At 74.8% G+C, this 25,300-nt stretch carries 27 protein-coding genes; 11 read left to right on the forward strand and 16 right to left on the reverse strand.

Going from position 1 to position 25,300, the window contains the following annotated elements; genetic code table 11:
* Positions 1 to 13 precede the first annotated feature (13 nt).
* Positions 14 to 1,342, reverse strand: a complete 1,329-nt coding sequence (locus ABD665_RS06230) for a lactate racemase domain-containing protein (RefSeq protein ID WP_204911746.1) — start codon at positions 1,340 to 1,342, stop codon at positions 14 to 16.
* Between the two features lie 125 nt (positions 1,343 to 1,467).
* On the opposite strand from ABD665_RS06230, the gene ABD665_RS06235 reads away from it, so the two are divergent.
* Positions 1,468 to 2,127 carry a trimeric intracellular cation channel family protein gene (locus tag ABD665_RS06235; RefSeq protein WP_344741474.1) on the forward strand — a complete coding sequence of 220 codons (660 nt, stop codon included), beginning with the start codon at positions 1,468 to 1,470 and terminating at the stop codon, positions 2,125 to 2,127.
* A gap of 9 nt (positions 2,128 to 2,136) precedes the next feature.
* Here the strand turns inward: ABD665_RS06235 and ABD665_RS06240 are convergent, their stop codons facing one another.
* The 3 genes from ABD665_RS06240 to ABD665_RS06250 all read right to left on the reverse strand — a co-directional run bounded on the left by ABD665_RS06240 (position 2,137) and on the right by ABD665_RS06250 (position 5,765).
* On the reverse strand, positions 2,137 to 3,462 hold the full coding sequence (locus ABD665_RS06240) for a mannitol dehydrogenase family protein (RefSeq protein WP_344741476.1): 1,326 nt from the start codon (positions 3,460 to 3,462) through the stop codon (positions 2,137 to 2,139).
* A gap of 92 nt (positions 3,463 to 3,554) precedes the next feature.
* On the reverse strand, positions 3,555 to 4,970 hold the full coding sequence (uxaC, locus tag ABD665_RS06245) for a glucuronate isomerase (RefSeq protein WP_204911744.1): 1,416 nt from the start codon (positions 4,968 to 4,970) through the stop codon (positions 3,555 to 3,557).
* Positions 4,971 to 5,039: 69 nt separating this feature from the next.
* Positions 5,040 to 5,765 (reverse strand): SDR family NAD(P)-dependent oxidoreductase, encoded by a 726-nt coding sequence (locus ABD665_RS06250; protein WP_204911743.1) that lies wholly within the window; start codon positions 5,763 to 5,765, stop codon positions 5,040 to 5,042.
* A gap of 88 nt (positions 5,766 to 5,853) precedes the next feature.
* Here ABD665_RS06250 and ABD665_RS06255 point away from each other — a divergent pair, with 88 nt between their 5' ends.
* Together ABD665_RS06255 and ABD665_RS06260 are read left to right on the forward strand one after the other, a co-directional pair.
* Entirely contained in the window at positions 5,854 to 6,492 is a 639-nt protein-coding gene (locus tag ABD665_RS06255) for a TetR/AcrR family transcriptional regulator C-terminal ligand-binding domain-containing protein (RefSeq protein ID WP_204911742.1), read from the forward strand.
* Positions 6,493 to 6,541: 49 nt separating this feature from the next.
* Positions 6,542 to 7,165, forward strand: a complete 624-nt coding sequence (locus ABD665_RS06260; protein WP_204911741.1) for an MBL fold metallo-hydrolase — start codon at positions 6,542 to 6,544, stop codon at positions 7,163 to 7,165.
* 10 nt (positions 7,166 to 7,175) lie between these two features.
* On the opposite strand, the gene ABD665_RS06265 is transcribed toward ABD665_RS06260, so the two are convergent.
* Positions 7,176 to 8,807 (reverse strand): phosphodiester glycosidase family protein, encoded by a 1,632-nt coding sequence (locus tag ABD665_RS06265; RefSeq protein ID WP_344741479.1) that lies wholly within the window; start codon positions 8,805 to 8,807, stop codon positions 7,176 to 7,178.
* A gap of 227 nt (positions 8,808 to 9,034) precedes the next feature.
* On the opposite strand from ABD665_RS06265, the gene ABD665_RS06270 reads away from it, so the two are divergent.
* Positions 9,035 to 9,775 carry a TSUP family transporter gene (locus ABD665_RS06270; RefSeq protein ID WP_204911740.1) on the forward strand — a complete coding sequence of 247 codons (741 nt, stop codon included), beginning with the start codon at positions 9,035 to 9,037 and terminating at the stop codon, positions 9,773 to 9,775.
* 89 nt (positions 9,776 to 9,864) lie between these two features.
* The gene (locus tag ABD665_RS06275; RefSeq protein WP_204911739.1) at positions 9,865 to 10,650 is read left to right on the forward strand and encodes an aldo/keto reductase; all 786 of its coding nucleotides are present in this window, start codon (positions 9,865 to 9,867) and stop codon (positions 10,648 to 10,650) included.
* 35 nt (positions 10,651 to 10,685) lie between these two features.
* On the opposite strand, the gene ABD665_RS06280 is transcribed toward ABD665_RS06275, so the two are convergent.
* Positions 10,686 to 11,741, reverse strand: coding sequence for a hypothetical protein (locus tag ABD665_RS06280; RefSeq protein ID WP_204911738.1), 1,056 nt, complete (start codon positions 11,739 to 11,741; stop codon positions 10,686 to 10,688).
* A 220-nt stretch (positions 11,742 to 11,961) separates the two neighbouring features.
* Here ABD665_RS06280 and ABD665_RS06285 point away from each other — a divergent pair, with 220 nt between their 5' ends.
* Positions 11,962 to 12,684, forward strand: a complete 723-nt coding sequence (locus ABD665_RS06285; protein ID WP_204911737.1) for a hypothetical protein — start codon at positions 11,962 to 11,964, stop codon at positions 12,682 to 12,684.
* Positions 12,685 to 12,722: 38 nt separating this feature from the next.
* Positions 12,723 to 13,769 (forward strand): Gfo/Idh/MocA family protein, encoded by a 1,047-nt coding sequence (locus ABD665_RS06290; protein WP_204911736.1) that lies wholly within the window; start codon positions 12,723 to 12,725, stop codon positions 13,767 to 13,769.
* Positions 13,770 to 13,779: 10 nt separating this feature from the next.
* On the opposite strand, the gene ABD665_RS06295 is transcribed toward ABD665_RS06290, so the two are convergent.
* On the reverse strand, positions 13,780 to 14,187 hold the full coding sequence (locus ABD665_RS06295; protein ID WP_204911735.1) for a VOC family protein: 408 nt from the start codon (positions 14,185 to 14,187) through the stop codon (positions 13,780 to 13,782).
* Positions 14,188 to 14,248: 61 nt separating this feature from the next.
* On the opposite strand from ABD665_RS06295, the gene ABD665_RS06300 reads away from it, so the two are divergent.
* Positions 14,249 to 15,202 carry a WYL domain-containing protein gene (locus ABD665_RS06300; RefSeq protein WP_204911734.1) on the forward strand — a complete coding sequence of 318 codons (954 nt, stop codon included), beginning with the start codon at positions 14,249 to 14,251 and terminating at the stop codon, positions 15,200 to 15,202.
* A gap of 23 nt (positions 15,203 to 15,225) precedes the next feature.
* On the opposite strand, the gene ABD665_RS06305 is transcribed toward ABD665_RS06300, so the two are convergent.
* The 4 genes from ABD665_RS06305 to ABD665_RS06320 all read right to left on the reverse strand — a co-directional run bounded on the left by ABD665_RS06305 (position 15,226) and on the right by ABD665_RS06320 (position 18,695).
* Positions 15,226 to 16,188, reverse strand: a complete 963-nt coding sequence (locus ABD665_RS06305) for a TIM barrel protein (protein ID WP_204911733.1) — start codon at positions 16,186 to 16,188, stop codon at positions 15,226 to 15,228.
* Positions 16,185 to 17,207, reverse strand: a complete 1,023-nt coding sequence (locus ABD665_RS06310; protein ID WP_344741486.1) for a 3-hydroxyacyl-CoA dehydrogenase family protein — start codon at positions 17,205 to 17,207, stop codon at positions 16,185 to 16,187. Before ABD665_RS06310 ends, ABD665_RS06305 begins: the two co-directional genes overlap by 4 nt.
* 83 nt (positions 17,208 to 17,290) lie before the next feature.
* Complete coding sequence (locus ABD665_RS06315) at positions 17,291 to 18,001, reverse strand: hypothetical protein (RefSeq protein WP_204911732.1); 711 nt, start codon at positions 17,999 to 18,001, stop codon at positions 17,291 to 17,293.
* 97 nt (positions 18,002 to 18,098) lie between these two features.
* A complete protein-coding gene (locus ABD665_RS06320; protein WP_344741488.1) occupies positions 18,099 to 18,695 on the reverse strand; it encodes a TetR/AcrR family transcriptional regulator in 597 nt (198 codons plus the stop codon).
* A 105-nt stretch (positions 18,696 to 18,800) separates the two neighbouring features.
* On the opposite strand from ABD665_RS06320, the gene ABD665_RS06325 reads away from it, so the two are divergent.
* Both ABD665_RS06325 and ABD665_RS06330 read left to right on the forward strand, forming a co-directional pair.
* On the forward strand, positions 18,801 to 19,586 hold the full coding sequence (locus ABD665_RS06325; protein ID WP_204911731.1) for an SDR family NAD(P)-dependent oxidoreductase: 786 nt from the start codon (positions 18,801 to 18,803) through the stop codon (positions 19,584 to 19,586).
* A 42-nt stretch (positions 19,587 to 19,628) separates the two neighbouring features.
* Positions 19,629 to 20,465, forward strand: coding sequence for an alpha/beta fold hydrolase (locus ABD665_RS06330; RefSeq protein WP_204911730.1), 837 nt, complete (start codon positions 19,629 to 19,631; stop codon positions 20,463 to 20,465).
* 16 nt (positions 20,466 to 20,481) lie between these two features.
* On the opposite strand, the gene ABD665_RS06335 is transcribed toward ABD665_RS06330, so the two are convergent.
* Positions 20,482 to 21,396, reverse strand: coding sequence for a GRP family sugar transporter (locus ABD665_RS06335; protein WP_204911729.1), 915 nt, complete (start codon positions 21,394 to 21,396; stop codon positions 20,482 to 20,484).
* 44 nt (positions 21,397 to 21,440) lie between these two features.
* Here ABD665_RS06335 and ABD665_RS06340 point away from each other — a divergent pair, with 44 nt between their 5' ends.
* Positions 21,441 to 22,553 (forward strand): ROK family protein, encoded by a 1,113-nt coding sequence (locus ABD665_RS06340; protein ID WP_204911728.1) that lies wholly within the window; start codon positions 21,441 to 21,443, stop codon positions 22,551 to 22,553.
* Between the two features lie 106 nt (positions 22,554 to 22,659).
* Here the strand turns inward: ABD665_RS06340 and ABD665_RS06345 are convergent, their stop codons facing one another.
* The 4 genes from ABD665_RS06345 to ABD665_RS06360 all read right to left on the reverse strand — a co-directional run bounded on the left by ABD665_RS06345 (position 22,660) and on the right by ABD665_RS06360 (position 25,238).
* Positions 22,660 to 23,583, reverse strand: coding sequence for a cation diffusion facilitator family transporter (locus ABD665_RS06345; protein WP_204911727.1), 924 nt, complete (start codon positions 23,581 to 23,583; stop codon positions 22,660 to 22,662).
* A 67-nt stretch (positions 23,584 to 23,650) separates the two neighbouring features.
* Complete coding sequence (locus ABD665_RS06350) at positions 23,651 to 24,343, reverse strand: TMEM175 family protein (protein WP_204911726.1); 693 nt, start codon at positions 24,341 to 24,343, stop codon at positions 23,651 to 23,653.
* Positions 24,340 to 24,480 carry a hypothetical protein gene (locus ABD665_RS06355; RefSeq protein ID WP_204911725.1) on the reverse strand — a complete coding sequence of 47 codons (141 nt, stop codon included), beginning with the start codon at positions 24,478 to 24,480 and terminating at the stop codon, positions 24,340 to 24,342. Before ABD665_RS06355 ends, ABD665_RS06350 begins: the two co-directional genes overlap by 4 nt.
* Positions 24,477 to 25,238, reverse strand: a complete 762-nt coding sequence (locus tag ABD665_RS06360; RefSeq protein ID WP_204911724.1) for an SDR family NAD(P)-dependent oxidoreductase — start codon at positions 25,236 to 25,238, stop codon at positions 24,477 to 24,479. Before ABD665_RS06360 ends, ABD665_RS06355 begins: the two co-directional genes overlap by 4 nt.
* Positions 25,239 to 25,300 lie beyond the last annotated feature (62 nt).

Here is a 25,300-nt window from a genome sequence, read left to right on the forward strand (position 1 = left end):
CGCGGCGGTGCGCTCACCGGGGACGGAGCCGGTAGAGGACCTCGCCGGCGTGCGGCTCGACGAACGTGTCGGGGTCGGCCTCGTACGCGGCCACGTCCACCTCGGCGGGGTCCAGGTAGGCCAGGTTCACGGACTCGACCACCTCGCGCGGGATGCCGGTCGCCAGCGTCACGGTGACGCGGTTGCGCTCGCCGTGCTCGGGGTCCCACGTGCCCTGGCCGCGCAGGTGGGTGGAGTGCGCGAGGTCGCCCCACGGCTGGTCGCGGAAACGCTCCCACTGGCCCGTGAAGTAGTCCCGGCTGTGGTAGCCGATCTCCCGGATCTGCGGGTGCATCACCGAGATCTCGGTGATGTGCGGCGCGTAGACGATCACCTCGCCGCCGTCGGCCACGATCGGCTCCAGCTTGTAGAAGCCCTTGGCCGCGGTCCAGATGTCCTCGTACCGCGTGGGCATGATCGACAGCACCCGGCGCACCGGGGCGTCGAGGTAGGTGACGTGGGTCTGCGCCGACACCTCGGCGCAGGCGGCCCAGGCGTCCTCCGGGGTGCCGAAGGCGGCCGCGTGCAGCGTGTCCGTGCCCGAGGCGACGACCAGGCAGAGGGCGAGGCGGCGGGCGTCGATCATGGCCGCGGCTTCGTTGATCAAGGCCCGTACGGGCGTGACGCCGGACGTCCCGATCATCTCCGCGCTGGTGATCAACGCTCCGACCCAGTGCGAGAGGTCGATCAGCTCCTGGCCGGAGACGCCGGGGAAGAAGTACTTGTTGCCGCCCGAGAAGCCGACCACCTCGTGCGGGAAGACGGGACCGACGACGATCGCGACGTCGGCCTCGGCGACGTGCCGGTTGACCTGGACCTCGACGCCCGTGTCGGCCAGAAGCCCGCCGGTCAGCTCGGCGAGCCGCTCGGGGCCGATGGTCCCGAGCGACGTGAACGTCTCGGGCACCCGCGACTCGTGGTTGAGGATCCGCCAGCCCGGATAGGTCTCCTCGGACCGGCCGGGCGCGTAGCCGAGGTGCGCGCCCAGCTGCTCCTCGCTCATGCCGTGGTGGGTGCCGAGGGCGATGACGACGGTCACCTCGGCGGCCCGACCGGCGAGCGCGTCGCGCGCCGCACCCAGCAGCAGCGGGAGCGGGCAGGTGCGGGTGGCGTCGGGGACGACCAGGCACACCCGGGCGCCGTCGAGGTCCGCGTCGGCGAGCGCGTCCAGCACGAAGCCGCGCACCTGCTCGGCGCCGAGCCGCTCCCCCGGCCCGCCGATCGTGCGGGCCGCGGCGGGATCGCCCGGGTCGGTCCCGTACGCCTCGTCCCCGGCAGGGCGGTCCGCAGTCGTGGTGGCCACGACGCCACGATGCCCGCGGCCGCGACCCCGTTCAAGCGACGGACCGCTGACCGGGCAACGAGCGGCAACGACCGGCAACGAGCGGCGACGCCACGGAACCGCCCGTCGTGCGGTAGACCGTCCTGGTGCCCGGTGACCTCTCGGTGTTGCTGGTGCTCGACCTGGTCGGCACCTTCGCCTTCGCGCTCAACGGTGCCCTCACGGCCATCCGGGTCGTCGACGTCGACCTCGTCGGCGTCCTGACCCTCGGGATCATCACGGCCGTCGGCGGGGGCATCGTGCGCGACGTCCTGCTGGGCGCGCTGCCGCCGGCGACGTTCGTCGACTGGCGCTACCTCGCCGTCGCCGGGGCCGGCGGCCTGCTCGCCTTCCTCTTCAGCCGCGAGCTGCGCCGGCTGCGGGTCTCGATGCACGTGCTCGACGCGGCCGGGCTCAGCCTGTTCGCCGTGACCGGCGCCGGCAAGGCCCTCGAGCTCGGCGCCGGACCGGCCCAGGCGATCCTGCTCGGCGCCCTGACCGGGGTGGGCGGCGGCACCGTCCGGGATGTGCTGATCCGCCGGGTCCCCGACGTGCTGCGCACCGGCCTGTACGCGATCCCGGCCCTCCTGGCCGCAGCCCTGGTCGTGCTGACCAGCGGCATCGGGGTCGACCGGGTCCTCGGCGCACCGGCCGCGCTGGCCGCGGCCTCCGTCTGCTTCGCGGTCCGGATGATCGGGCTCCGCTTCCACCTGAACGCACCCCGTCCCCGCGGCGTCCCGCGCCGGCCGCCCGGCGGGACCGCCTGAACCCCGCGGTCAGGACCGGAGCGCGTACGCCTGCGCGGTGACGGCGTCGACGAGCGCGGTGTCCGACCCCAGGTCGGGCCCGAGGGTCTCGAGCACCCCGGTCACGGCCGCCTCCAGGTCCTCGACCGCAGCCGCTGCCCGGGCTCGGTCGGCCCCGGCGTCGCGGACCGGAACCCCAACGCCGCGCAGGTGCAGGACCCAGCCGGCGAGCGCGGTCGCGCAGCCGGTCGGGACGCGTCCGGCGGCGCGTTCCGCACGCAGCACCGCCAGCACCCGGACGCCGAGCTTGCTCGAGCCGTCGGCGGCGATCTGCGCCAGCCGGTGCTGGACGCGCGCGTTGCCGAACCGTTCCAGCAGCGCGGACCGGTAGGCCGCGAGCTCCGTCGGCGGCAGCGTCAGGTGGCGGCACGCCTCGTCCCAGAGCTGCTCGACCCATGCCCGGCAGGTCGGGTCGGCCACGGCCTCGTCGACGGTCGCGTGCCCCCGGACGCTGGCGGCGTACGCGAGCAGCGAGTGCGACCCGTTGAGCAGCCAGAGCTTGCGCTGCTCGAAGGGCGTGACGTCGTCGACGAGCGTGGCCCCCGCGCTCTCCCAGCGCGGTCTCCCGGCGGCGAACGACCCCGAGACGACCCACTCGGAGAACGGTTCGGTGGGCACCGGGTCGGCATCGACGTAGCCCTGCGTGTGCTCCACGAGTCGTCGGTCGCCGTCGGTCGTCGCGGGGGTGATCCGGTCGACCATCGACGTGGCGAACTCGACGTGCTCGTCGATCCAGGAGGCCAGCGTCTCGTCGACCAGCTCCGCGAACCCCACCACGACCGCCCTCGTCAGCGAACCGTTGTCGGGCAGGTTGTCGCAGGACAGCACGGTGATCGCCCCGGCCCCCGCGTCGCGACGGGCGCCCAGCCCCGCCACGAGCCGGGCGGGCATCGACGTCACCGCGGCGCGGGGGTCGGCCCGGAGCGCAGCCGCGTCGGCCTGCACCCTTTCGTCGGCAGCGTCCAGGTGGTTGTCCGCGTCGAGCACGTAGCCCCGCTCGGTGACCGTGATGGTGACCAGCACGACCTCGGGCCGGCCGAGGAGCTCGAGCAGCCGGTCGTGCTCGGCGGCCGCGCGCACCTCGGACAGGGATCCCACGACCTCGAACGCGTCGCCGTCGGCGCTGCGCGTGACGAGCGTGTAGAGCCCGTCCTGCGGGCCGAGCGCGTCCGCGACCCCGGAGCTCCGACCGGTGAACGCGGCGATCCCCCAGTCGCCGGCGTCGGACGCGTGGGCGGTGTACCAGGCCTGGTGGGCGCGGTGGAAGTTCCCGACGCCGAGGTGCACGACCCGCACCGGCGGAGCGGGCGGCGACCCCGGGAGCCCGCGCGTCAGGCGCGGCGACGGTCCCGTGGCGGGAAGGTCCGGTGGGCCGACCTCGCGGGTGCTCACAGCTTGAAGGCCTTCCGCGGGTTGGTCACGACGAGGTCGTGCAGGACCTCGTACGCCTCGTCCTCGTCCAGCCGGTGCTCGGCGACGAGACCCGCGACGTAGCCGGCGTCGATGCGCCGCGACAGGTCGTGCCGGGCGGGGATCGAGCAGAAGGCCCGGGTGTCGTCGATGAAGCCGGAGGTCTTGGCGAAGCCGGCGCTCTCGGTGACCGCGGCGCGGTAGCGGCGGATCGCGTCGGGCGCGTCGAGGAACCACCACGGAGCCCCTGCGTAGACCGACGGGTAGAAGCCGGCGAGCGGGCCGATCTCGCGCGAGAACTGCGTCTCGTCCAGGGTGAACAGCACGAGGTGGAAGCCCGGGTGGGTGCCGTAGCGGTTGAGCAGCGGCCGCAGCCCGTCCGTGTGCTCGACCGCGACCGGGATGTCGGTGCCGACGTCGGGCCCGTAGCGCTCGTACGTGGGCAGGTGATGGTTGCGGCGGACGGCGGGGTGCAGGGTCATCACCAGACCGTCGTCGCAGGACATCCGGGCCATCTCTGCGACCAGGTGGCGGCGCAGCGCGGTGGCGTCGGCGGCCGAGACCTCGCCGCGACGCGCGGCGGTGAACACGCGCTCCGCCTCGTGAGGCTCGAGGGGGTCGGTGCGCGTGTCGGTGTGGGCGTGGTCAGTCGACACGGCGCCGTGCTCGACGAAGAAGGCCCGCCGGGCCTCCAGCGCCGCGACGAAGCCGGCGTAGTCGCCGGTCTCGGTCCCGCTCACCTCGGCGAGCCGGTCGACGTCGTCGTTCCAGGTCGGCAGCGCGGCCTCGAGGTAGCGGTCGGGGCGGAAGGTCGGGACGACCCGGCCGGACCAGGTGGGGTCGTCGCGGAGCAGGGCGTGGGCGGAGAGGTCGTCGCAGGGGTCGTCGGTGGTGGCCAGCACCTCGATGCCGAACCGCTCGTAGAGCGCCCGGGGCCGGAACGGTTCGGTGGCCAGCGCCGCCGCGACCGCGTCGTAGATCCGGTCGGCCGTGGCCGCGGCGGGCCGCAGCCCCACGCCGAAGATGTCGGCCAGCTGGTTCTCGAACCAGTAGCGCACGGGCGTGCCGCGGAAGACGCCCCACCGCTCGCAGACCGCGCGGAAGGCAGCCCGCGACCGGGCCTCGTCCAGCGGGCCCTCCCCCACGCCGAAGGTCGACAGCTCGGCACCCGTCGCGTGCAGCAGCCGCGTGACGTAGTGGTCCGGCGTGATCAGCAGCGCGGTGGGGTCCGCGAACGGCACGTCGTCCGCCAGCCAGCGCGCCGGCACGTGCCCGTGCGGGGAGATGATCGGCAGCCCGGCCACCGCGTCGTGCAGCCGACGGGCGATCGCCCGGACCCCCGGGTCGGCGGGCAGCAGGCGGTCCGGATGGGGCTCGAGCGTCTGGTCCTCCACGCCCCCATCCTGGTCCGCCCCGTTCCGCGCGACCGACGGGTCACCCGGAGGTGCCCGGCGAGGCGGCGGCTAGGACCGCGTGCCTCCGTACGCCACCGGCACCAGGTCGGCCTGGGCCGCGCCGCTGGCGACCAGGTCGAGGATCGCCTCGGCCACCTGCTCCGGCCGGTCGAGCTCGACGCCCGCCAGCCCGGCCGCCGCGTCGCTCCGACCGTCGCGGAGAGACGCCAGGAACTCCGTCCCCGTCGCGAACGGGATGATCGTCGACACGGTGACGCCGGTGCCCCGCAGCTCCTCGCGCGCGATGGCGGTGAGCCGTTCGAGGGCGATCTTGGACGCGACGTACGCACCGGTCCCGGGAGCGTCCGCGAAGGTCGTCCCGGAGCTGACGTTGACGATCGTCCCGGAACCCTGCGCCCGCATCACCGGGAGCACGGCCTGCATCACCGCGAGCGGCGCGACGAGGTTGAGCGCGAGCAGGGCGCGCAAGTCGTCGAGCGACGTCTCCTCGACGCTCGCGTGCAGGCCCTGGCCCGCGTTGTTCACGACGACGTCCACGCGACCGAAGGCGTCGACGGCGGCGCGCACGAGCGCGTCGACCTGCTCGTCGTCCGTGACGTCGCACCGGACGGCCACCGCCCGCCCGAGCTCGTCGGCCAGGGCGGCGACGCGGTCCTCCCGCCGCGCGGCGAGCACGAGCCGGGCACCCCGCGCGGCCGCGGCCCGCGCCGTCGCCTCCCCGATGCCCGACGACGCGCCCGTCACCAGCACCACGGCGTCCTCGATGTCGACCACGACTCCCCCTGCTCCTCGACCGGGACCGTTGGACCCCGGATTACGATACTGATGAGTAGCGTAAGCGCTCGGGACGAGAGGAGACGCCGTGGGCACCGAGGACGACGTGACCCCGGTCGCTCGGCCGGGGCGGCCGTACGACCGGTCGCGGGACGCGCAGATCCTGGCCGTGACGCTCGACGCGCTGGCCGAGCGGGAGTACGAGCACGTGACCATCGACGCCGTGGCGCAGCGCGCCGGGCGGGCGAAGACGACCCTCTACCGCCGGTGGCCGACCAAGGTCGACCTCGTCCTCGCGGCCGTCGAGGCGGCCGGCCGCCCGCCCGAGGCCGACGAGCTGCCCGACGAGGGCACCCTGCGCGCGGACCTGCTGGCGGTGGTCGACTCCCCCTGGCTCGGCGGGCCGGAGCGCCGGCTGGCGATCTTCACCGGCCTGACCTCGGCGGCGCGGAGCTCGGACCGGCTCGCCGACGCCGTCCGGACGACGGTGACCGAGCCGTACGTGGCGGTCTACCGGGCCCTCCTGCAGCGGGCGGTCGACCGGGGTCAGGTCGCGGCGGAGCTCGCCCCGAGGGTGCCGTTGCTCGCGCAGGTGATCCCGGCGATGTCGGGCCACCGGCTGGGCGCGACCGGCGAGCCGGCGGGTCGGGAGTTCTTCGTCTCGGTCGTCGACCAGGTCGTCCTGCCCGCGCTCGCGCACCCCCCGGGGCCCGCGACCCCCGCCTGAGCGCGATCATGGCCACCATGTCGACCACCGCGGCGCGGGCCGGCGCCCGATGAGCCGCCCCGCCCCCGTCACGATCACCCCGGTCCACGTCGCCGACCTGGTCGCCGAGGGCGAGCTGATGCCGGTCTACGTGCACGTGGTCGAGCACCCCGACGGGCGCGTCCTGGTCGACACCGGCATGACGGAGCTGCACCCCGCGGTCGCCGACATGGACCCCCGCCTGCGGCCGCTGGACGAGCAGGGCTTCGACCTCGCCTCGATCGACGCCGTCGTGAACACGCACCTGCACTTCGACCACTGCGGCGGGAACGTGCTGTTCCCGGGCGTCCCGGTCTACGTCCAGCGTCAGGAGCTCGAGGACGCGCGCCGGCTGGAGGGCTACACGATCCGGGAGTGGGTCGACTCCCCCGGCGTGACGTACGTGCCGGTCGACGGCGAGCACGAGGTGCTGCCCGGGATCCGGCTCCTCCCCGCACCGGGCCACACCCGCGGCACCCAGGTCGTCGTCGTCGAGACCGGTGGGCGTCCGGTGGTGATCTGCGGCGACGTGGCGGTCTGGGCCGGCGAGCTCGACGAACCGACCACCGAGGGCCAGCTCCTCGTCCGCTCGCTCGACCCCGAGCAGGTCTGGCTCGCGCACACGCACGAGCCCTGGCGGCCCCCCGCTCGGTGAGCCGGGACGGTCAGCGGGGCAGCACCAGCAGCGCGTCGCCGACCGGGCGCTCGCCCGTCAGGTCGGAGGGGTCGTTCACCACCCGGCCGCCGACGACCATCGTCGTCGAACCGCCGCCGTCGAGGTTCAGCGCGTCACGCATCCCGAGCGCCCGCGCGAGCGCGGCCGTCTCCACGATGCTCGTGCCCAGGCTCGTCGTGCTGCGCCCGTCCACCGTGGCGATCAGCGTGCGACCAGCGGCGTCGTTCCCGGCGAAGGTGCGCGGGTTCCGCTGGTTGCTGAAGCCGTAGTAGACGCTCGGGGAGGGCTGGACGAAGCCGTCGCGACGCGGGGTCACGTGCACCCGGCCGTCACGGACCAGCTCCGGCCCGCCGTTGACGACGAAGGCCCCGGAACCCGGCCGCAGCAGCCGGCGTCCGCGCCCCTCCAGGCCCGTCCTCACGGTCAGCCGACGACCGACCACCGCGACCGAGGCGAGGTCGTCGGCCAGGTCTCCGGTCGCCTGCACGGACCGCTGCCCCTGCTCGAGCACCACCCCGCGCACGGGACGCACAGCGACCACCCGCGACCCGCGCCCGAGGACCGCCTCGACCCCCGGACCCGTCGGGGTGCGCCCGCCGAACTGGGGCGTGAAGGCGACCACCTCGTCGTCGTCCGTGCAGGTCACGTCGTGCCGCGGCAGCGGCGTCGGCAGGTCGTCGGCCGTCCCCCCGCAGTTGCGGACGAGGCCGGGCACCCGGTCGACGCCGTCGAGAGCCAGCGTGCGCCCGCGGCTGCCCCGGACCGAGCCCGACCAGCGGAGCCGCTCGACCGCCGTGCGCCGCGCGTCGGACCGGAGCACGAGCCCGGGCCGGTTCCCCACCGTCTCGCTCAGCAGCCTGCCGTCGTAGACGCCGACGCCCGCCGGGTCGCCCGGGGCCCCCGACCCGGGATCGAGCACGAAGTAGCCGGCGTTCGTCGCCGCCGTGGCCCCCGCGGCGAGCGCGAGCGCGCTGGTGGTCTCACGGCGCTCCAGGTCGGGCCCGTACGACGCGACCAGGGACCCCGAGAAGCGGCGCGGGTCCACCGTCAGCAGCCGCACGCGCCACGGTCCGCGTGCGCTGGACCCACCGTCCCAGCCGGTGTAGCGGGTGCTGCCGGCGAAGCCGTCCGCCACCAGCCGCGCGAGGAGGGCGTCCCCGTCCGCCTGTGTCGCGAGCAGGCCCACCCGGACCCGCCAGCCCAGGCGCCCGCCGGCGTAGTCGGACGTCGCCGGGGTGTCGACCTCCTCGACGCGTGCCTCGAAACCGGCGGTCCGGAGCCGGCCGGCGAGGGTGTCCGCGCTCGCCCGGTCGGCGATCGCCGCGGCCGGCGCGTCCGGGTCGGGCGAGGCCGGCCCGGACGGGACGGCGACCTCGACCGTCCACGGCACCGTGGGGTCGACCGCACCCCGGACGATCGTGGTCAGCGTGACGCCCCACTGCAGGGTCGTCGTCGTGCGCTGCTCCGTCAGCCCCGACGGGCCGAGCGGGAGCCCGACGGAGGAGGTCGACGGCGGCGGCGCCGCGACCGCCGGGAGCGGGACGACGGGCGAGGCGAGGACCGCGCCGACGGCGAGCAGGCCGCCGATGCGAAGGCTGCGGCGGTTCCGGGGAGTGGTCACAGCTCACCGTAGGGCGGCGGCCGACGGGTGGCGAGGGTCCGGCGGGCCTCGATCAGATGAACCGCCGACGACACGAACCCGTGGTCGACCCCGTCCGAGGCGGTGCACGAGGATCCGGGCCGTACGCGCAACGCCTACGGTTCCTGCACGAGGTCCGGCCGGACGGGTCGGCCCCGACGCACGAGACATTCGAGAGGTCCTGCCCTGAGGCGAAGTCGTCCGCGGACATGACCCACGTCCTCCTCCTCGTCCTGGCCGGGGTCGGTGCGGGCCTCACCGGCTACGGCGCCGGTCTGGCGTCCGTCGTGTCCTACCCCGCCCTCCTCGCGGTCGGGCTCTCGCCGCTCGCCGCCAACGCGACGAACACGGCCGCGCTCACCGGGATCGCGCTCGGCGGGGTCGGTTCCGCCCGTCGCGAGCTGACGGGCATGCGGTCCCGCATCCTGCGGTTCGGCGCGGCCGGGCTCGTCGGCGGCGTGGTCGGGGCGGGGCTGCTCGTGGTGCTGCCCGAGTCGACCTTCGCGGCGGTCGTGCCCTGGCTGGTGGCCGCCGCGTCGCTCGTCCTGCTGCTCCGGCCCTGGCTGCAACGGCTCCACCGGGGTCGTTGGTCCGAGCACCACCCGCTCACCGTGGCGGTCGTCGGCCTGGTCGCCGTCTACGGCGGCTACTTCGGCGCCGCCGCCGGCACGCTCGTCGTCGCCGTCCTGGGGCTCGTGCTCACGGAACCGCTGTTCAAGGTCACCGCGCTCCGGGCCGTCGTCCTGGGGCTCGCCAACCTGGCCGCGACCGTGATCTTCGTGGCGCGCGACCTCGTCGTGTGGACGTCGGCGCTGCCCCTCGCGGCCGGGATGATCGTCGGCGCGGCGATCGCCCCGCGTCTCCTGCGCCGGCTGCCCGACCTCGTCGTCCGGGTCGTCGTCGCCGTGGCCGGGCTGGGGCTGGCCGCGTTCCTGCTCCTGCAGTCCTGAACGAGGCCCGACGCAGCCGTCCTCTGTCGGCACGCGTACGGCCCGCGACCCCGCCGCACCCTCCCGGGGGCATCGAGTTGGATGGGGCCATGACCACCTCCGACTTCACCGAACCCGCGGTCCCCCTCGGTCAGCACCGGATGCCGCTACTGGGCTTCGGCACGTGGCAGATCGACGACGCGGACGCGCCGCAGGCGACGACGACCGCGCTCGAGCTGGGCTACCGCCACATCGACACGGCCACCGGCTACCGCAACGAGGCCGGCATCGGCAAGGCGCTGGCCTCCTCCGGGCTGGACCGCGAGTCCGTCTTCATCACCACCAAGCTCCCGCCGGAGAACGTGGGCCACGAGCGCCAGACCATCGAGGAGAGCCTGACCAAGCTCGGCGTGGAGCGCGTCGACCTGTGGCTGGTGCACTGGCCGCCGAACGGGCAGGCCTCCCCCGAGGTCTGGTCGCAGGTCGTCCAGGCGCAGCAGGACGGGCTCGCCACCAGCATCGGCGTCAGCAACTACTCGCTGGAGCAGATCGACGAGCTCGTGGCCGCGACCGGCGTGACGCCCGCCGTGAACCAGATCCGCTGGAGCCCCGGCATCTATGACGCCTCGCTCGCCACCGGCCTCGCCGAGCGCGGTGTGGTCCTCGAGGGCTACAGCCCGTTCAAGGCGAGCAACCTCGACGACCCCACGCTCGTCCGGATCGCCGAGGCCCACGACGCGACCAGCGCCCAGGTGATCGTCGCGTGGCACGTCGCGCACGGCTTCGTCGTGATCCCCAAGTCCGCTCGCCGCGAGCGGATCGAGGCCAACGCCGCGGGCGCCCGGATCCGGCTGAGCGACGACGAGGTCGCCGAGATCGACGCGCTCGGCGCCTGAGACCCGACCCGCCCGGCCCGGCGTACGGGACCGGGTCAGGCGGGTCGCCAGGCCAGCGGCCCCGGGCCGTCGATCGAGACCCGAGGCGTCACGACTCGCTCCTCGGTCGTGTCGTAGAGCACGAGGCGCTCCTCGCTGAGCAGCGCGAGCCACCGGTCGTCGAGCCAGACCGCGTCGTCCGCCGTCTGCCGGGTCGAGGGGAAGATCTCCTTCACCTCGCCGGTGGCGACGACGCTGACGCGGATCGTGCTCCTGCCCCCGACCTTCTCCGTCACCGCGAGGAGACCGTTGCCCGGCGAGAGCGTGCCCGCGCTGGTGTCGTCGCCGACCGCCGTGTCGAGGTCCTCCGTGGTCCCGTCCCGGCGGACGAGCGTGAAGCGGCACTCCCCCTCGGCGCACGAGCGCACCACGTGGCCGTCGGGCCCGGTCGCCACCAGGTCGCCCGGCTCCGCGCGCCGCTCCACGAGCGGGAAGACCGGCCGGACCTCGCGCCGGCCGACCTCCAGGAACCCGCCGGCCCCGTCGCCCACGACCGGCCGCGGCACGTCGACGGTGCGGGCCGTCCGGCCCCGCCAGTCGATCAGGCGCCACGTGGTCGCCCGCTCCCGGGAGGTGTCCGTCGCCCAGACCCGGCCGTCCGGGCCGGGAAGGAACGACGTGGCCGAGCGGAGCCCGCCCCTGACCGTCCGCGGGGCCAGACCGTCCACCGCGAGCAGCCGGGTCCCCCGGCCGCCCGGACGCCAGACGAGGACGCCGTCGGCCAGGACGGTCAGGACCGTGCCCGCGGGCTCGAGCCCGACCGGGGCGATCGCCAGGGCACCGGTGCTCGCGTCGAGGCCGACGACCTGACCTCCGCCGCCCACCAGCAGCGTGCCCGGCGGGAGGTCGTCCGGCCAGGCCCGTGGGTCCGTCGACGACTCTCCCGGGAGCGTGGGCGCGGGCGCGGGCGCCGGGGCGGTGTCCGGCTGCGACCCGCCGAAGCGGAGCACCCCCAGACCGACGAGCACGACCAGCACGACGGCGAGGACCACCCACGTCCGCCGTCGGCCGAGCCGGGGGCCGTCGTCGACGAGCTGCTCCGGACCCGTCACGTCGCCAGTATCAGCCTCCGCCGCGACCGCCGCCGGACGCCGGCTGGTGCCGCGGGATGCCACCGCTCCCCCCTAGCCGATCGGTCCCGCGCGCGAAGCCGATCCGGTCAGGTTCCTGGTGTGACGGTTGTGACTCATGTTTCTCCTGCGACGAGTGAGTACCTCCAGGCACGATGACTGCCGCTTCCCCCGCAGACCTCAGAACGACCAGGAGCTCCCCGTGCCCAGCCAGTCCCGCCTGCACCGCCCGCTGACCGCCCTCGTCCTCGGGGCGGCCCTGCTCGCCCCCGTCCAGCCGGCCCTCACCGCCTTCGCCGCCCCGCCCGTCGGCCACCCGGTCGCCAGCGCCCGGGCGTCGGTCCGCGCGACCGCGCTCACGCTGACCGCGTACGGCGACAGCGATCCGTACGGTGCGATCCACCTGTCCGGGTCGCTGCGCTGGGCCGGCGGGAAGAGCCTCGGTCACCGGCAGCAGGTCGAGCTGTGGGCGAGGACCGGGACGCGCTGGGCGCTCGTGAAGAAGGCCCAGACGGACCGTTCCGGGGACGTCGAGCTGCGCGTCACCCCGACCGCCCACACGACCTACCAGCTGCGCTACGCCGGTTCACGCAGCGCGAGCCTCTCCTCGGCCGCCAGGCGTTCCGTGAGCCGGAACCTCGCGGTCCACGCCACCGCGCACCTCACCTTGCAGGCTCCCGTCACCGCCCGCCGCGGGACGACGTTCGCCGTCAGCGGCAAGGTCACCCCGGGCGGCGCCGGCCGGGTCGTCACCCTGGCCGGGGACGGCCGGACCTTCACGACGTTGAGGACGCGGGCCGACGGAACCTTCTCCGGCCACGTCCGGCTGCAGCAGACCACCACGCTGACCGTCGTCCTGGCCGACACCGCCACCCTGGACGGCGCCCGGAGCGGCCCCCGCGTCGTCCGCGTCAGCAAGGGCTGACGCGCCGGCCGACCAGCCCCGGTCGGTACGATCCCCCGGTGTCGGACGCAGAGGTGAGGATCGGGCTGGTCGGCTACGGCTTCGGGGGGCGTTACTTCCACGCCCCGCTGATCGCCGGCGCCGCGGGGTGCACGCTGGTGGGCGTGGTGACCCGCTCGCCCGAGCGGCGGGCCGAGGTCGCCGCGGAGCACCCCGGGGTCGCCCTCCACGACACCGTCGACGACCTGCTCGCGGCCGGGGTGGACGCCGTCACGGTGTGCACCCCGGCCGCCACGCACTCCACGCTGACCGACGACCTCCTGCGCCGCGGCCTGCCGGTGGTCTGCGACAAGCCCTTCGCCCTGGACGCGGACGCCGCCCGCCGTACGGTCGAGCTGGCCGAGCGGGAGGGCGTGCTCGTCACCCCGTACCAGAACCGCCGCTGGGACTCCGACCTGCTGACGCTCCGCCGTGTGCTGGCCTCGGGCCGCCTCGGCGAGGTGCGCCGCTTCGAGTCGGCCTTCGAGCGCTGGGCCGCGGACCTCACCCCGCCGGCCGCGGGCGGCGGGCTGCTGCGCGACTTCGGCAGCCACCTCGTCGACCAGGCCCTGCACCTCTTCGGTCCGGTGGACCGGGTGTACGCCGAGACGCACGAGGTCGGGCCGGAGAACGAGGACGACGTCCTGGTGCACCTGCAGCACGCGAGCGGGATGCGCTCCGAGCTCACGGGGGCCTGGCGCCAGGCGGCGCCGCGGCCCCGGTTCCGGGTGAGCGGCAGCGAGGGCAGCTACGTCGTGACCAGCCCGATGGACGGGCAGGAGGAGGCGCTGATCGCCGGGCGCTCGCCCGCGAGCGAGGGCGACGCGTGGGGCACGGAGCCGGAGTCGGCCTGGGGCACCCTGACCCTGGGGACCGAGAGCGAGGTCGTGCCGAGCGAGCGCGGCCGCTGGGACGCGTTCTACGCCGAGTTCGCGGCGGCGGTCCGCGGCGAGGGCTCCATCCCCGTCGACCCCTGGGACGCGGTCGCGACGGCCACCGTCATCGACGCCGCCCGCCGCAGCGCCGCGACCGGCACCACCGTGGACGTGCCCCCGATCTCGCGCTGACCGGTCCGGCTCACCGCGCGTAGCGGCTGAACTTCTCGCGCGCCGCCGGCGTCGCCGGGCTGAACAGGTTCACGAGGTTGCCGTCGGGGTCGCGCAGCAGCAGCGACCGGTTGCCCCAGGGCATCGTGGTGGGCACGTTGACGAAGGTCGTGACCCACCCCTGGAGCGAGGCGTACGTGTCGTCGACGTCGTCGACCAGGAGCTCGATGATCAGCGACCGGTTCGCGGCGGCCTCGGCGCTGCCGGGTCCGAACAGCCCGACGGTCCGGGTGCTGCCGATGGCCAGGGTGCCGTCGGGGGTGCGGAGCTCGGCGAAGTCGGGGACCGGCCGGTCGACCGGCGCGCCCGTGAGCCGGGCGTAGAAGTCGACCATCCGGTCGACGTCGGCGGTGATGATGCGGACGGAGACGAGGTTCATGCCGCCGACGGTAGGACCGTTACCGGACAGGATCCGGCCGGTATCCGGCTAGATTCTCGACGTGGCCCGACCGACCGCCCGCGTCCTCGGCCTGCTGGAGATCCTGCAGGCCGGCGGGACGCACACCCTCGCGGAGCTCGCCGGTCGCCTCGGGGTCGACGAGCGGACCGTGCGCCGCTACGTCGTGCACCTGCTCGACCTCGACGTGCCCGTGGAGTCGGTGCGCGGCCGCTACGGCGGCTACCGCCTGGCCCCGACCTTCAAGCTGCCGCCGTTGATGTTCACCGACGAGGAGGCGACCGCCGTGCTCGTCGGGCTGCTCGCGAGCGCGCGGACGAGCGCCGGCGCGGCCCGGCTCGCCGCGGAGAGCGCGGCGGCCAAGGTGCGCCGCGCCCTGCCCCGACGTCTGGCGTCGCGGCTCGACGCGCTGCTCGGCGTCGTCGAGGTCAGCGGGACGACCTCGGTCGGCCTCCCCGCCGGGGCGGACGTGCTGCTCGCCGCCGCCGAGGCCGCCCGTGCCGGGACCGCCGTCGACGTCGTCCACACCAGCCGGGAGGACCGGGTCACCGAGCGGGTGGTGCAGCCGTACGGGATCGTCGCGCACGGCGGGCACTGGTACCTCACCGGCCTCGACGTCGCGCGCGACCAGGTCCGGACGTTCCGCCTCGACCGGATCACCACGGTCCGGCCGCGCGCCGAACGGTTCGAGGTCCCGGTCGACTTCTCGCCGCAGGACGCGGTGCTGCAGGCGCTCGCGGGGACGCCTTGGCGCCACGAGGTGTCGGTGCGGGTGCACGCCGACGAGGCCACGGTGAGGCGACGCCTGCCCGCGGGCCTGGCGACGCTGACGCCGGTGGCCGACGACGAGGGCTGGACCCGGGTCGAGCTGCGCGCCGAGCGGCTCGACTGGGTGCCCGCCACGCTCGCCGCGCTCGACGCCGACCTGGTCGTCGAACGTCCCGACGAGCTGCGGGGACGGCTCCAGAGGCTGGGCCGGCGCCTCCTCGACGCCTGACCCCGCCTCGCGAACCCGCGCCCTCAGTCCAGCATCGTGTCCAGGAGCTCGCGGATGTAGCGGCGGTTCCGCGCGATCACGCCGAGGCTGTCGCTGCCGTAGTGCTCGCAGAGGAACGGCCCGCGGAACCCCAGCTCCAGCGCCCGGCCGATGATCGACCGGTAGTTGATCAGCCCGAACTCCATCGGCAGCGGGAACGTGGCCACCGTGCCGGTCGCCGGGTCCTCGTCGCGCGAGTAGTTCTTCACGTGCCAGAAGTTGGCGTACGGGAGCACCTTCTCGAACATCTCCGGGATCGGGTCCATCGGGCGGTGCAGCCGGATGAAGTTGCCGATGTCGGGGTTGAGCCCGCACGCCGGGTGGTCGACCTCCTTCAGGAAGGCGACGGCCGAGTCGCAGGTGCCGACGTACGTGTCCTCGTACATCTCCAGGCTGATCTGCTGACCGTTGCCCGCGGCGTGCTCGGCGAGCTCGCGGATCCGCGACGCCGCGAGGGCACGCGCCTCCGCCGACTCGTCGTCCTGCCAGCCCTGCTCCAGCCAGAACCAGAGCGCCTTCGCCTGGGCGGGCGTGAAGGCCTGGAAGAAGCCGAAGCTGACGATCGGCACCCCGAGCCCGGCGGCGACGTCGATCAGCCGGTGGCTGTAGTCGAGGTACTCGTCCGCGCGCTCGGGGTCCATGACGCTGCGGCGCGAGGTCGAGATCGCCGGGACGGTCAGCCCGGCGTCGCCGAGCGCGCCGCGGAAGTCGGCGAGCCGGGCGGCGTCGAGGTCGGCGACACGCACCCAGGTGTCGGTGAGGTCGACCTCGGTGAACCCCACCCGCGACACCAGTCGCAGCTGCCGGGCCCACTCCTCCGGGTCGGCGTCCTGGATCGGGCCGCCCTTGGAGTCCGTGCCGCCGAAGGCGAGCATGGCCGCGGCGATCGGCCAGTTCTCGGCCGTGTACGGGACGGGCGAGCCGGGGGTGTTCGTGGTGACGGTCATCGCTGCTGCTCCTCGATGGTGTCGGGCGTCTCCGGGTTCGCCAGGGCCTCCGGGGGCGTCCCGCTCCCGCCGACGGTCGGGGCCGGGCCGAGCTCGCGCAGGAGCTGACCGAGCCGGGCGTACGCGCGGTTGCGGTAGGCGACGAGCGGGGCCGAGTCGCCGGCCGGGATGACGAACCCGCCGTCCTGCTTCACGCCCAGGTGGCCGCTCGCGACGAGCTCGGTGAGCACGGCCGGGGTCGCGAAGCGCTCGCCGTAGTGCTCGGACAGGGTGCCGAAGCCGGCCTCGTAGATGTCGAGGCCCGCCATGTCGGCGATGGCGAACGGCCCGAAGAAGGGCAGCCGGTAGCCGAACGTGGTCCGCACGACGATGTCGACGTCCTCCGCGGTCGCGACGCCGTCCTCGACGAGGGTCGCGGCCTCCTTCAGCAGCGCGTACTGGAGGCGGTTCAGCACGAAGCCCGCCCGGTCGGTCACGCGGGCGGTGAGCTTGCCCGTCCGGGCCACCAGCTCCTCCGCCGCGACGACGGCCGCCTCGTTCGTCCCCGCGTGCGCGATCAGCTCGACGCCAGGGATGAAGGGGGCCGGGTTGGAGAAGTGCACGCCCAGGAACCGCTCGGCGTGCGTCAGGTTCACGGCCAGCCCGCTGATCGGCAGGGTCGAGGTGTTGCTCCCGATCACGGCGTCCGGGCGGGCGGCGGCCTCGATGGCGGCGAGCACCGGGCCCTTGACCGCCGGGTTCTCCGAGACGGCCTCCTCGATGAAGTCGGCGTCGGCCACGGCGGCCTCGAGGCTGTCCGCGGCGCGGAGGTTCGCCTCGACGAGGGCGGTCGACCCCGGGTCGAAGAGCCCCTGGTCCTCGAACGTCCGCGCCTCCTGGCGCAGCCGCTCGAGGTGGTTCCGGGTGGTCTCGGCGTCCGCGTCGCTGATGACGACCTGGAAGCCCGCGATGGCCAGGACCTGGGCGATCCCGCCCCCCATGTACCCGGCTCCGACGACGGCCACGTTCGTGATGCTCACGCGCTGCACTCCCCCACCCACGTCCGGGCGACGCCGTTGCCCGCCCCGGTGGCGCCGGTCTCGGGTGGTGGCGCCTCCGACGCTCAAACTAGCCCGACGGCCTCCGACCGGGCCGGGCGGGCGACGCGCGCCGCCAGGCGCGAGCGGACGACCAGGGCCGCACCGCAGAGCAGCAGCGTGGCCGCGAGGCCGAAGCCGGCACCACGGCGCGGGTAGCCGTCGCCGAGGTGACCGCCGAACGCCATCAGCTCGACCGAGAACCGGACGAGCCCGAACGTCGTCGCCCCGACGACGGCGACGACCGCCCAGACCACGGACCCGGGCAGCCGCGGCTCGTGGTCGGACTCGAGGACCAGGAGCAGCACGAAGACGACCGCCAGCACCTCCCCGCCGACCCACCACAGCGGCTGGATCGGTGCCTCGGGGTCGATCAGCGGGGTGAAGGCCGACACGACCGACCAGACGCCGATCGAGACGGTCTGCAGGGCCAGCAGCAGACCGACCACGCGGGTCGGACGGCGCAGCGGGAGGGCCCGGAGGACGGCCGGCCACGACAGGCCGGCCAGGAGGGAGGCCACGGCGACCGGCCCGGTCACCCACGGCACCCGGTCGCCAGGGTCGGCCATGAACGGCGGGACCAGCCAGGTGTCGCGCCGTCGCGAGCAGAGCTCCGACCGGAACGCGTCCCCGGCGCAGGGCGACCAGTGGGCCGCGTACGAGACGGCGGTCAGCACCCCGGCGGCGGCGAGGAGCAGCCCCGCCACGAACCACGCGTCCCGCGCCCGACCGGTCATGGACGGCACGCTACGGCTAAGGCCGGTCGGTCCGCCGAAGATCAGGCGAGGTCAGCGCAGCGCGGCGATGGCGCCCGGCGCCGGAGGACCACGGGCCTCAGGCGATCAACGACCACCAGGTGCGGGCGAAGGTGCCCTCGTCGTCGTCGAACCCCTCGAGGGACGCGGCCACCACGGCCGCCGTGCGCAGCATCAGCAGGTGCTGGGCCGTGAGCGCGGGGGCCGGGTGACCGAGGGCGACCAGCGCCTCCTGCATCTGGTCCCGGATCCAGGCGCGGTGCCGCGCGGCGATGGCCCGGACGGGGTGGCTCGGGTCGCTGAACTCCGCCGCGGTGTTGATGAACTCGCACCCACGGAAGCCCTCGGTGCCGCGCGCGGTCGTGACGCCGTCGGCCACCCAGCCGAGCAGCGCGCGCGGCCAGTCGTCCCCGGCGTCGGCCCGCAGCTGCGCGAGCTCGGCCTCCGCGAGCTCCACCCGCCGGGCGAGGAAGGCCACCACGAGGTCGTCCTTCGTCGGAAAGTGGCGGAAGAAGGTCATCCGCGCGACCTGGGACTCGGCGATCACCCGGTCGACCCCGACGGCGCGGATCCCGACGGCGTAGAAGAGCCGGCTCGCGGTGGCGAGGATCCGCTCGCGGGCCACGGAGGGCTTCGAGCCCACCCGGGGGCCCGCCTTGCTGGTCGCGCCGGTCACGTCCGTCCTTCCCTCTTGCCAGGTCCCGAGAACCTGCTCCATACTCACCAAAAGTAGTAGATAGACGGATCCGTCTACCTGAGACCGACGCACAGACAGGCCGCCATGGACCTCGAGCTCAGCGGGAAGATCGCCGTCGTCACGGGGGCCAGCAAGGGCATCGGGCTCGCCGTCACGACCGCGCTGGTGGCGGAGGGCGCCGTGGTCGTCGCCGGCGCCCGCTCGCCCGGGAGCGACCTGCCGCGGCTGCAGGACACAGGTCGGGTGCACTTCGTCCCGGTCGACCTCAGCACCGCGGCCGGCCCGCAGGCGCTCGTCGCCCGTGCGGCGGAGCTGGGCGGCGTCGACGTCCTCGTGAACAACGCGGGCGCCGTCACCCCACGCACGGGCGGCTTCCTGAGCATCACCGACGCCGACTGGGAGGCCTCCTTCGCCCTCACCCTGATGGCCACGGTCCGGACGACCCGGGCGGCGGTGCCCGAGATGGTGCGGCGCGGCGGCGGGAGCATCGTCACGGTCAGCTCGGTCAACGCCTACCTGCCCGACCCGCTCGTCCTCGACTACTCCGCCGCCAAGGCCGCCGTCACCAACGTCTGCAAGGCGTTGTCGAAGGAGCTGGGTCCGCTCGGCATCCGCGTAAACACGGTGAGCCCCGGGCCCGTGGAGACCGGGCTGTGGCTCGGTGAGCACGGCGTGGCCGCGGCCCTCGCCCGTTCCGGCGCCGGCGACGCCGCCGTCGTGGCCGCCCAGGCCGCCAGCGGGGCGGTCACGGGCCGGTTCACGCGGCCGGACGAGGTGGCCGACCTCGTGCTGCTGCTGGCCAGCAGCCGGACGGCGAACGTCACGGGTACCGACGTCGGCATCGACGGCGGCCTCGTCCCCACGCTCTAAACGCCCAGCCCCGCACCGTCCCGCCGAACCCGAGGAGCCCGCATGACCCAGCCCACCGTCACCCGTCCGCACCCGGTGCTGTTCGTCCACGGGCTCTGGATCCACAGCAGCGCCTGGCGCGACTGGCAGGACCTCTTCGAGGCGCAGGGGTACGTCACCTCGGCGCCGGGCTGGCCGGGCGACGGAGACACCGTGCAGGCGACCCGTGACGACCCGCACGCCCTGGACGGCGTCGGGATCCTGGACATCTGCCGGCACTACGCCGAGATCATCGAGGCCATGCCCGCACGCCCGGTGGTCGTCGGGCACTCGTTCGGCGGGCTGATCGCCCAGGAGCTCCTCGCGAACGGCTACGCCGTCGCCGCCGTCGCCATCGACCCGGCCCCGATCAAGGGCGTGAAGGTCCTGCCCTTCGCCCAGCTCCGCTCGGGCCTGCCGGTCCTCGGCAACCCGGCGAACCGGAAGCGGACCGTCTCGCTGACGGCCGAGCAGTTCCGCTACAGCTTCGGCAACGCCCTGACGGAGGCCGAGTCCGACGCGCTGCACGCGCGGTGGACGATCCCGGGCCCGGGCCGGCCCCTCTTCGAGGACGCGACGGCGAACTTCAGCCGCCACTCGGCCGCCGCCGTCGACTCCCACCACGCCGTCCGGGGACCGCTGCTGCTGCTCAGCGGCACCGAGGACCACACGGTCCCGCGGTCCGTCACCGAAGCCGTCGTGAAGCTCTACGCCGACAACCCCTCGACGACGGACTACGAGGTGGTCGAGGGCCGCGGGCACTCGCTGACCATCGACGCGGGCTGGCGCGACGTGGCCGAGACCACCCTGGGCTGGATCGCGCGGCAGGAGACCGGGGCGCTCGCACCCGCGCCCGCCTGATCGTCGCGAGGGAGGCTCACCGCAGCGCCGCGATGGCGCCCCCGCCGATCCCGGCGATGACGATGCCGGTCAGGACCGTGCGGGCCTGCCTCGTGCCGGGCCGCGGGACGTGGAAGAACCAGATGCCGATGCCGGCGTTCACGGCCAGGCTGAGCTGGGCGATGGTGAAGCCGGTCCCGGTCCCCACCCGGGACACGAGGCCGAGTAGGGCGAGGTTGCCGAGCCCGAAGAGGAGCCCGGCGCCCAGCAGCCCGAGCGTGGGCCGCAGCGCGAGCCGGACGGGCTCGCGCGCGGGGAGGCAGAGCACCAGGGCGCCGACCAGGATCCCGAGGGCGAGCGGGACGTTGCTGACCGAGGCCGGCACGCCCGCCCACTGGGCCGGGATGAAGTAGCTGCCCCACAGGACCCCGGCCGCTCCGGCCCAGAGGAAGCCCGCGCGCTTGGACGCCGGCCGGGTCGTGGCCGAGGTCTCGTGGGGCTGCGTCCCGGGCGCGGCCGGCTCCTCGCGCGCGCCGGCGATGAGCAGCACCCCGGCCACGACGGCCAGGAAGCCCGCGACGAGCACGACGATCCCGAGGACGGAGAAGCCGTCGAGCTCGCCGAAGAGCAGCGCGCCCCCGAGAAAGGCCACGACGATGTTGAGCGGGGTCCAGGTACCGGCGGCACGGGCGAGCCCGATCAGCCGGGCCGCCCGCAGGACGCAGTAGTTGCCGGCCGCCCAGACCACGCCGCCGAGCAGCGGGAGCCAGAAGGTGCGCCAGCCCGGCTGCAGCCCCCCGCCACCCACGAGCAGGGCGGCGCCCGCCAGCACGACGTTGCCGACGGCCACGTAGAAGATCCGCGTGCGCTCCGGCGTGGCCGGCCACAGCTGGGCCAGCGGGATCCACGTCCCGAGCGCGACGACCATCATGATGGCGAGGAGAACAGACATGTCCCCAGGTTAAACTCTTTGAACGAGCAAAAGAAAGGAGCCCCGTGCCCAGCCGCTCGACCGCCCTGCTTCAGGCCGCGCACGCGCACCCCGGGCTCACCCGCGCCGATGCCGCCCGGCTGCTCGGGGTGGGGACGGGTGCGGCGACGGAGATCGTCGCCCGCCTGTCGCGGGCGAGCCTGCTGGCCGAGGTCCCCGCCGCGCCGAGCGGGGCCCGGGGCCGGCCGACGACCACCCTGGTGCCGCACCCGCAGGGCCCGCTCGTGCTGGCCGCGGCCATCACGCACGAGACCTGGCGGGTCGACGTGGTCGAGCTGGGCGGGACGGCGCTGGCCACCGAGGAGGGCCGGCACGGGGCGGAGTGGGCCACGCTCGCCACCACGCTCGCCGCGACCGTCGCCACGTTCCGGGACCGCTACGACGGCCGGCCGCAGGCGCTCGGCCTCTCCGTGCCCGGCACCGTCACCGCCGCGGCCCGCCTGGACGCGGCCACCCTGCTGTGGCACGACATCGACCTGCGCGAGCTCTGGCCCGACGCCCCCGTGCTCGTCGCCCGGAACGACGCCAGCCTGGCCGCCGCCGCGGAGTCGCGGCGGGGTGCGGCCGTGGGCGCCGCGGTCGCCCTGCACCTGCACGTCGAGGCGGGCCTCGGCGGGGCCGTCGTCGACCACGGCACCGTGCTGGCCGGTGCCACCGGCACGGCCGGCGAGTTCGGCCACATGCCCTTCGGCGACCCCGCGGTCCGCTGCCCCTGCGGGGCCCGGGGCTGCTGGGGCACCGCGGTGGACGGGACCGCCCTCGCCCGCCTCCTGGGGCGCCCGGTCCCCCGCGACCACGTCGCGTACGCCCGGCAGCTCATCCGTACGGCGACCGAGGCGGACGAGCGCGCGGCCGTACGGACGGTGGCGGCGGCGCTCGGGCGCGGGATCGCCGGCCTGGTGAACGGCGTCGACGCCGACCTGGTCACGCTCGGCGGGCTCGGGGTGGACCTGCTCGCCGCCGCCGGCCCCGAGGTCGAGGCCGCCTACCGCGCCGGGCTGATGGCCTACCGCCGCGACGACCCGCCCCCGGTGCTGCCCGCGGCCCTGGGCGACGACGGCCCCGTCGCCGGCGCCGCCGAGGAGGCGTGGTCGGCCCTGCTGCTGACGTTGGCCTGAACCTCACGTCCGCCGACCACTGGTCACGTCGACCTCGCCGCAGGCCTCCGGAGAGCGCCGACGTGACCAGTGGTCAGGCCCAGCGGCGGAAGAGAAGGGTGAGGGGTCAGGCGTGGTGGGCGGGTTCGTGGGCGCGGTGGCCCTCGGGCTCGAGCTGGAAGGTGCAGTGGGCGACGTCGAAGTGCTCGCCGAGGCAGCTGCCCAGGCTGTCGAGGATCTCGCCGGAACGTCCGCGCGCGAGGTGCTCGTGCGCGACGACGACGTGGGCGGAGAGCACGGGCAGGCCGCTGGTGATGGTCCAGACGTGCAGGTCGTGGACCTCGACCACGCCCGGCGTCTCCTCGATGTGCGTGCGGACCGTGGCCAGGTCGACGCCGCGCGGCGTCGCCTCGAGCAGCACGTCCACGACGTCGCGGATGAGGGCCCAGGCGCGCGGCACGATCAGGCAGACGACCAGCACCGAGGCGATGGCGTCGGCGCGCGTCCAGCCCGTGGTGAGGATGACGACGGCGGCGACCACGACGGCGACCGAGCCGAACAGGTCGCCCAGGACCTCGAGGTAGGCACCGCGCAGGTTGAGGCTCTCGTCCTTGCCGCCACGCAGCACGAGCAGGCCGACGACGTTGGCGGCGATGCCGACGAGGGCGACGCCGAGCATCAGCCCGCTGGACACCTCCGCCGGGTCGCGCCAGCGCTCGACCGCCTGGACGAGCACCCAGCCGGCGATGGCGACCAGCAGCACGCCGTTCACCAGCGCGGCCAGGACCTCGGTCCGCTGCAGCCCGTAGGTCCGCGCGCTCGTCGCCGGGCGCGCGGCCAGCACGGAGGCGATCAGGGCGATCACCAGACCGGCCGAGTCGGTGAGCATGTGGCCCGCGTCGGCGAGCAGCGCCAGGGAGCCCGAGAGCAGGCCGCCCACCACCTCGGCGACGAACACCGCCAGCGTGATGATCATGACGATCACCAGCCGCTTGCGGTGCCGTCCGGTCGCGGTCAGCGTCCCGTGCGCGTGGGCGTGGTCGTGCCCCATCAGCGGACCCGGCCGGGTCCGCCGCACCGGTCGGCCGGCACCATGATCGACTGCGCAGACATCGACCTCAGCGTACGTCCGCGGCCGTCTCCGGGGGCCTGTCCGGCCCGTCGACGGGCCCGGGGTGGCGCGACCAGCTGCGCTTCACCAGGTGCTCGACCGGTCCGCTGAGGAAGAGCAGCAGCAGGGCCTTGTAGTTGACCGGTCCGGGGAAGAGGCTGCCCAGGACCAGCGCGACCAGCAGCGCGCCCAGCGACGTCGCGCTGCCGAGGACCTCGTCGCGCGTCTCCCGGTCGCGGCCGACGCTCAGCGCCGCGTCCCGGTGGACGGTCACCGCCAGCATCGTCAGCGACGCGCTGGTCACGACCAGGGTGCCGACGTAGAGCAGGACGGTGCCGGTGGACGGCTCGTACGCGGTGATGATCGCGGTCGGCCAGGGCAGGAACACGATCGAGAACATCCACAGCAGGTTCCAGGCCACGAGCGGCCCGCTCAGGCGGGACACGTGCCGGAAGAGCTGGTGGTGCGCCCACCAGAACCGCGAGATGACCGCGAAGCTGAGCAGGAACGACCCGAGCTCACCGAGGTTCTCCCGCAGCAGGTCCTCGAGGTCGAGCCCCGAGGACCGCGCCTCCGGCACCAGGTCGACGAGCGGCAGCACGAGCAGCGTCAGCGCGATCGCCACCACGGCGTCGGTGAAGAAGACGAGCCGCTCCGAGGAGTCGGTCGGCCGGGTGGCGCGCGAGACGCGCCAGCTCACTCGATCGGGCCGGGGTCGGGGACCGGCTGCGGGTCGCCCGCCGGGTCGAGGTCGGGACCGGGGTCGGGCGTCGGGATGGGCGACGGTCCGTCGGGCGGGCCGGGGACCGGTTCGACGGGTCCGGTGGGCAGGGTCATGAGGGCTCCTTCTGGTCGAGGACGCGGTGGACCTTGTGCTGGGCGGCCTGGGCTCGCGGGCGGACCGTGAGCCGGTCGACGTCGACGTGCTCGGGGAGCGCGGCGATCCAACGCACGATCTCGGCGACGTCGTCCGCGACCAGCGGTGCGGCAACACCGGCGTAGACGGCGGCCGCGCGCTCGGCATCGCCGGCGTAGCGGGTCAGCGCGAACTCGTCGGTGCGCACCATGCCCGGCGCGACGTCGTGGACCGTGACGGGCTGGTCGACCAGCTCGAGGCGCAGCGCCCCGGCGACCATCCGCTCGGCGGCCTTGGCCCCGCAGTAGCCGGCGCCGCCCTCGTACGCGGTGTCCGCCGCCGTCGAGGTGATGAAGACGATCTTGCCCCGGTTCGCGATCAGCCGCGGCAGCAGCGCCTGCGTGACGCGGGTCGTGCCGATGACGTTCGTGGCGTACATCCGCTCCCACGCGTCGAGGTCGGCCTCCGCGACCGGCTCCTGACCGAGGGCCATGCCGGCGTTGTTCACCAGCAGCGACACCTCCTCGCCCAGGCCCGCGGCGAACGCCTCGACCGACGCACGGTCGGTCACGTCGAGCACGGCCGGCACCCCGCCGATCTCCGCCGCGAGGGCCTCCACCCGGTCCTGCCGCCGCGCGGCGCAGACGACGGTCCAGCCGTCCCCGGCCAGCGCCCGGGCCGTGGCGGCCCCGATCCCGCTGCTCGCTCCCGTGACGACCGCTGTCCTCGTGCTGCTCATGCCTCGATCACGTGCCCATCCTCGCGGCTGGGAAGAGTTCCGTGGGACCCGGGGTTGGCCCT

The organism is Microlunatus spumicola (genome assembly GCF_039536445.1).
GTDB lineage: Bacteria > Actinomycetota > Actinomycetes > Propionibacteriales > Propionibacteriaceae > Microlunatus > Microlunatus spumicola.

Bases quoted from the DNA above. Each gene is read 5' to 3' on its own strand.
- ABD665_RS06260 (WP_204911741.1), top strand. From the start codon at position 6,542: ATGAGCCGCCCCGCCCCCGTCACGATCACCCCGGTCCACGTCGCCGAC.
- ABD665_RS06270 (WP_204911740.1), top strand. From the start codon at position 9,035: ATGACCCACGTCCTCCTCCTCGTCCTGGCCGGGGTCGGTGCGGGCCTC.
- ABD665_RS06275 (WP_204911739.1), top strand. From the start codon at position 9,865: ATGACCACCTCCGACTTCACCGAACCCGCGGTCCCCCTCGGTCAGCAC.
- ABD665_RS06295 (WP_204911735.1), bottom strand. From the start codon at position 14,187: ATGAACCTCGTCTCCGTCCGCATCATCACCGCCGACGTCGACCGGATG.
- ABD665_RS06305 (WP_204911733.1), bottom strand. From the start codon at position 16,188: ATGACCGTCACCACGAACACCCCCGGCTCGCCCGTCCCGTACACGGCC.
- ABD665_RS06315 (WP_204911732.1), bottom strand. From the start codon at position 18,001: ATGACCGGTCGGGCGCGGGACGCGTGGTTCGTGGCGGGGCTGCTCCTC.
- ABD665_RS06325 (WP_204911731.1), top strand. From the start codon at position 18,801: ATGGACCTCGAGCTCAGCGGGAAGATCGCCGTCGTCACGGGGGCCAGC.
- ABD665_RS06330 (WP_204911730.1), top strand. From the start codon at position 19,629: ATGACCCAGCCCACCGTCACCCGTCCGCACCCGGTGCTGTTCGTCCAC.
- ABD665_RS06335 (WP_204911729.1), bottom strand. From the start codon at position 21,396: ATGTCTGTTCTCCTCGCCATCATGATGGTCGTCGCGCTCGGGACGTGG.
- ABD665_RS06345 (WP_204911727.1), bottom strand. From the start codon at position 23,583: ATGGGGCACGACCACGCCCACGCGCACGGGACGCTGACCGCGACCGGA.
- ABD665_RS06355 (WP_204911725.1), bottom strand. From the start codon at position 24,480: ATGACCCTGCCCACCGGACCCGTCGAACCGGTCCCCGGCCCGCCCGAC.
- ABD665_RS06360 (WP_204911724.1), bottom strand. From the start codon at position 25,238: ATGAGCAGCACGAGGACAGCGGTCGTCACGGGAGCGAGCAGCGGGATC.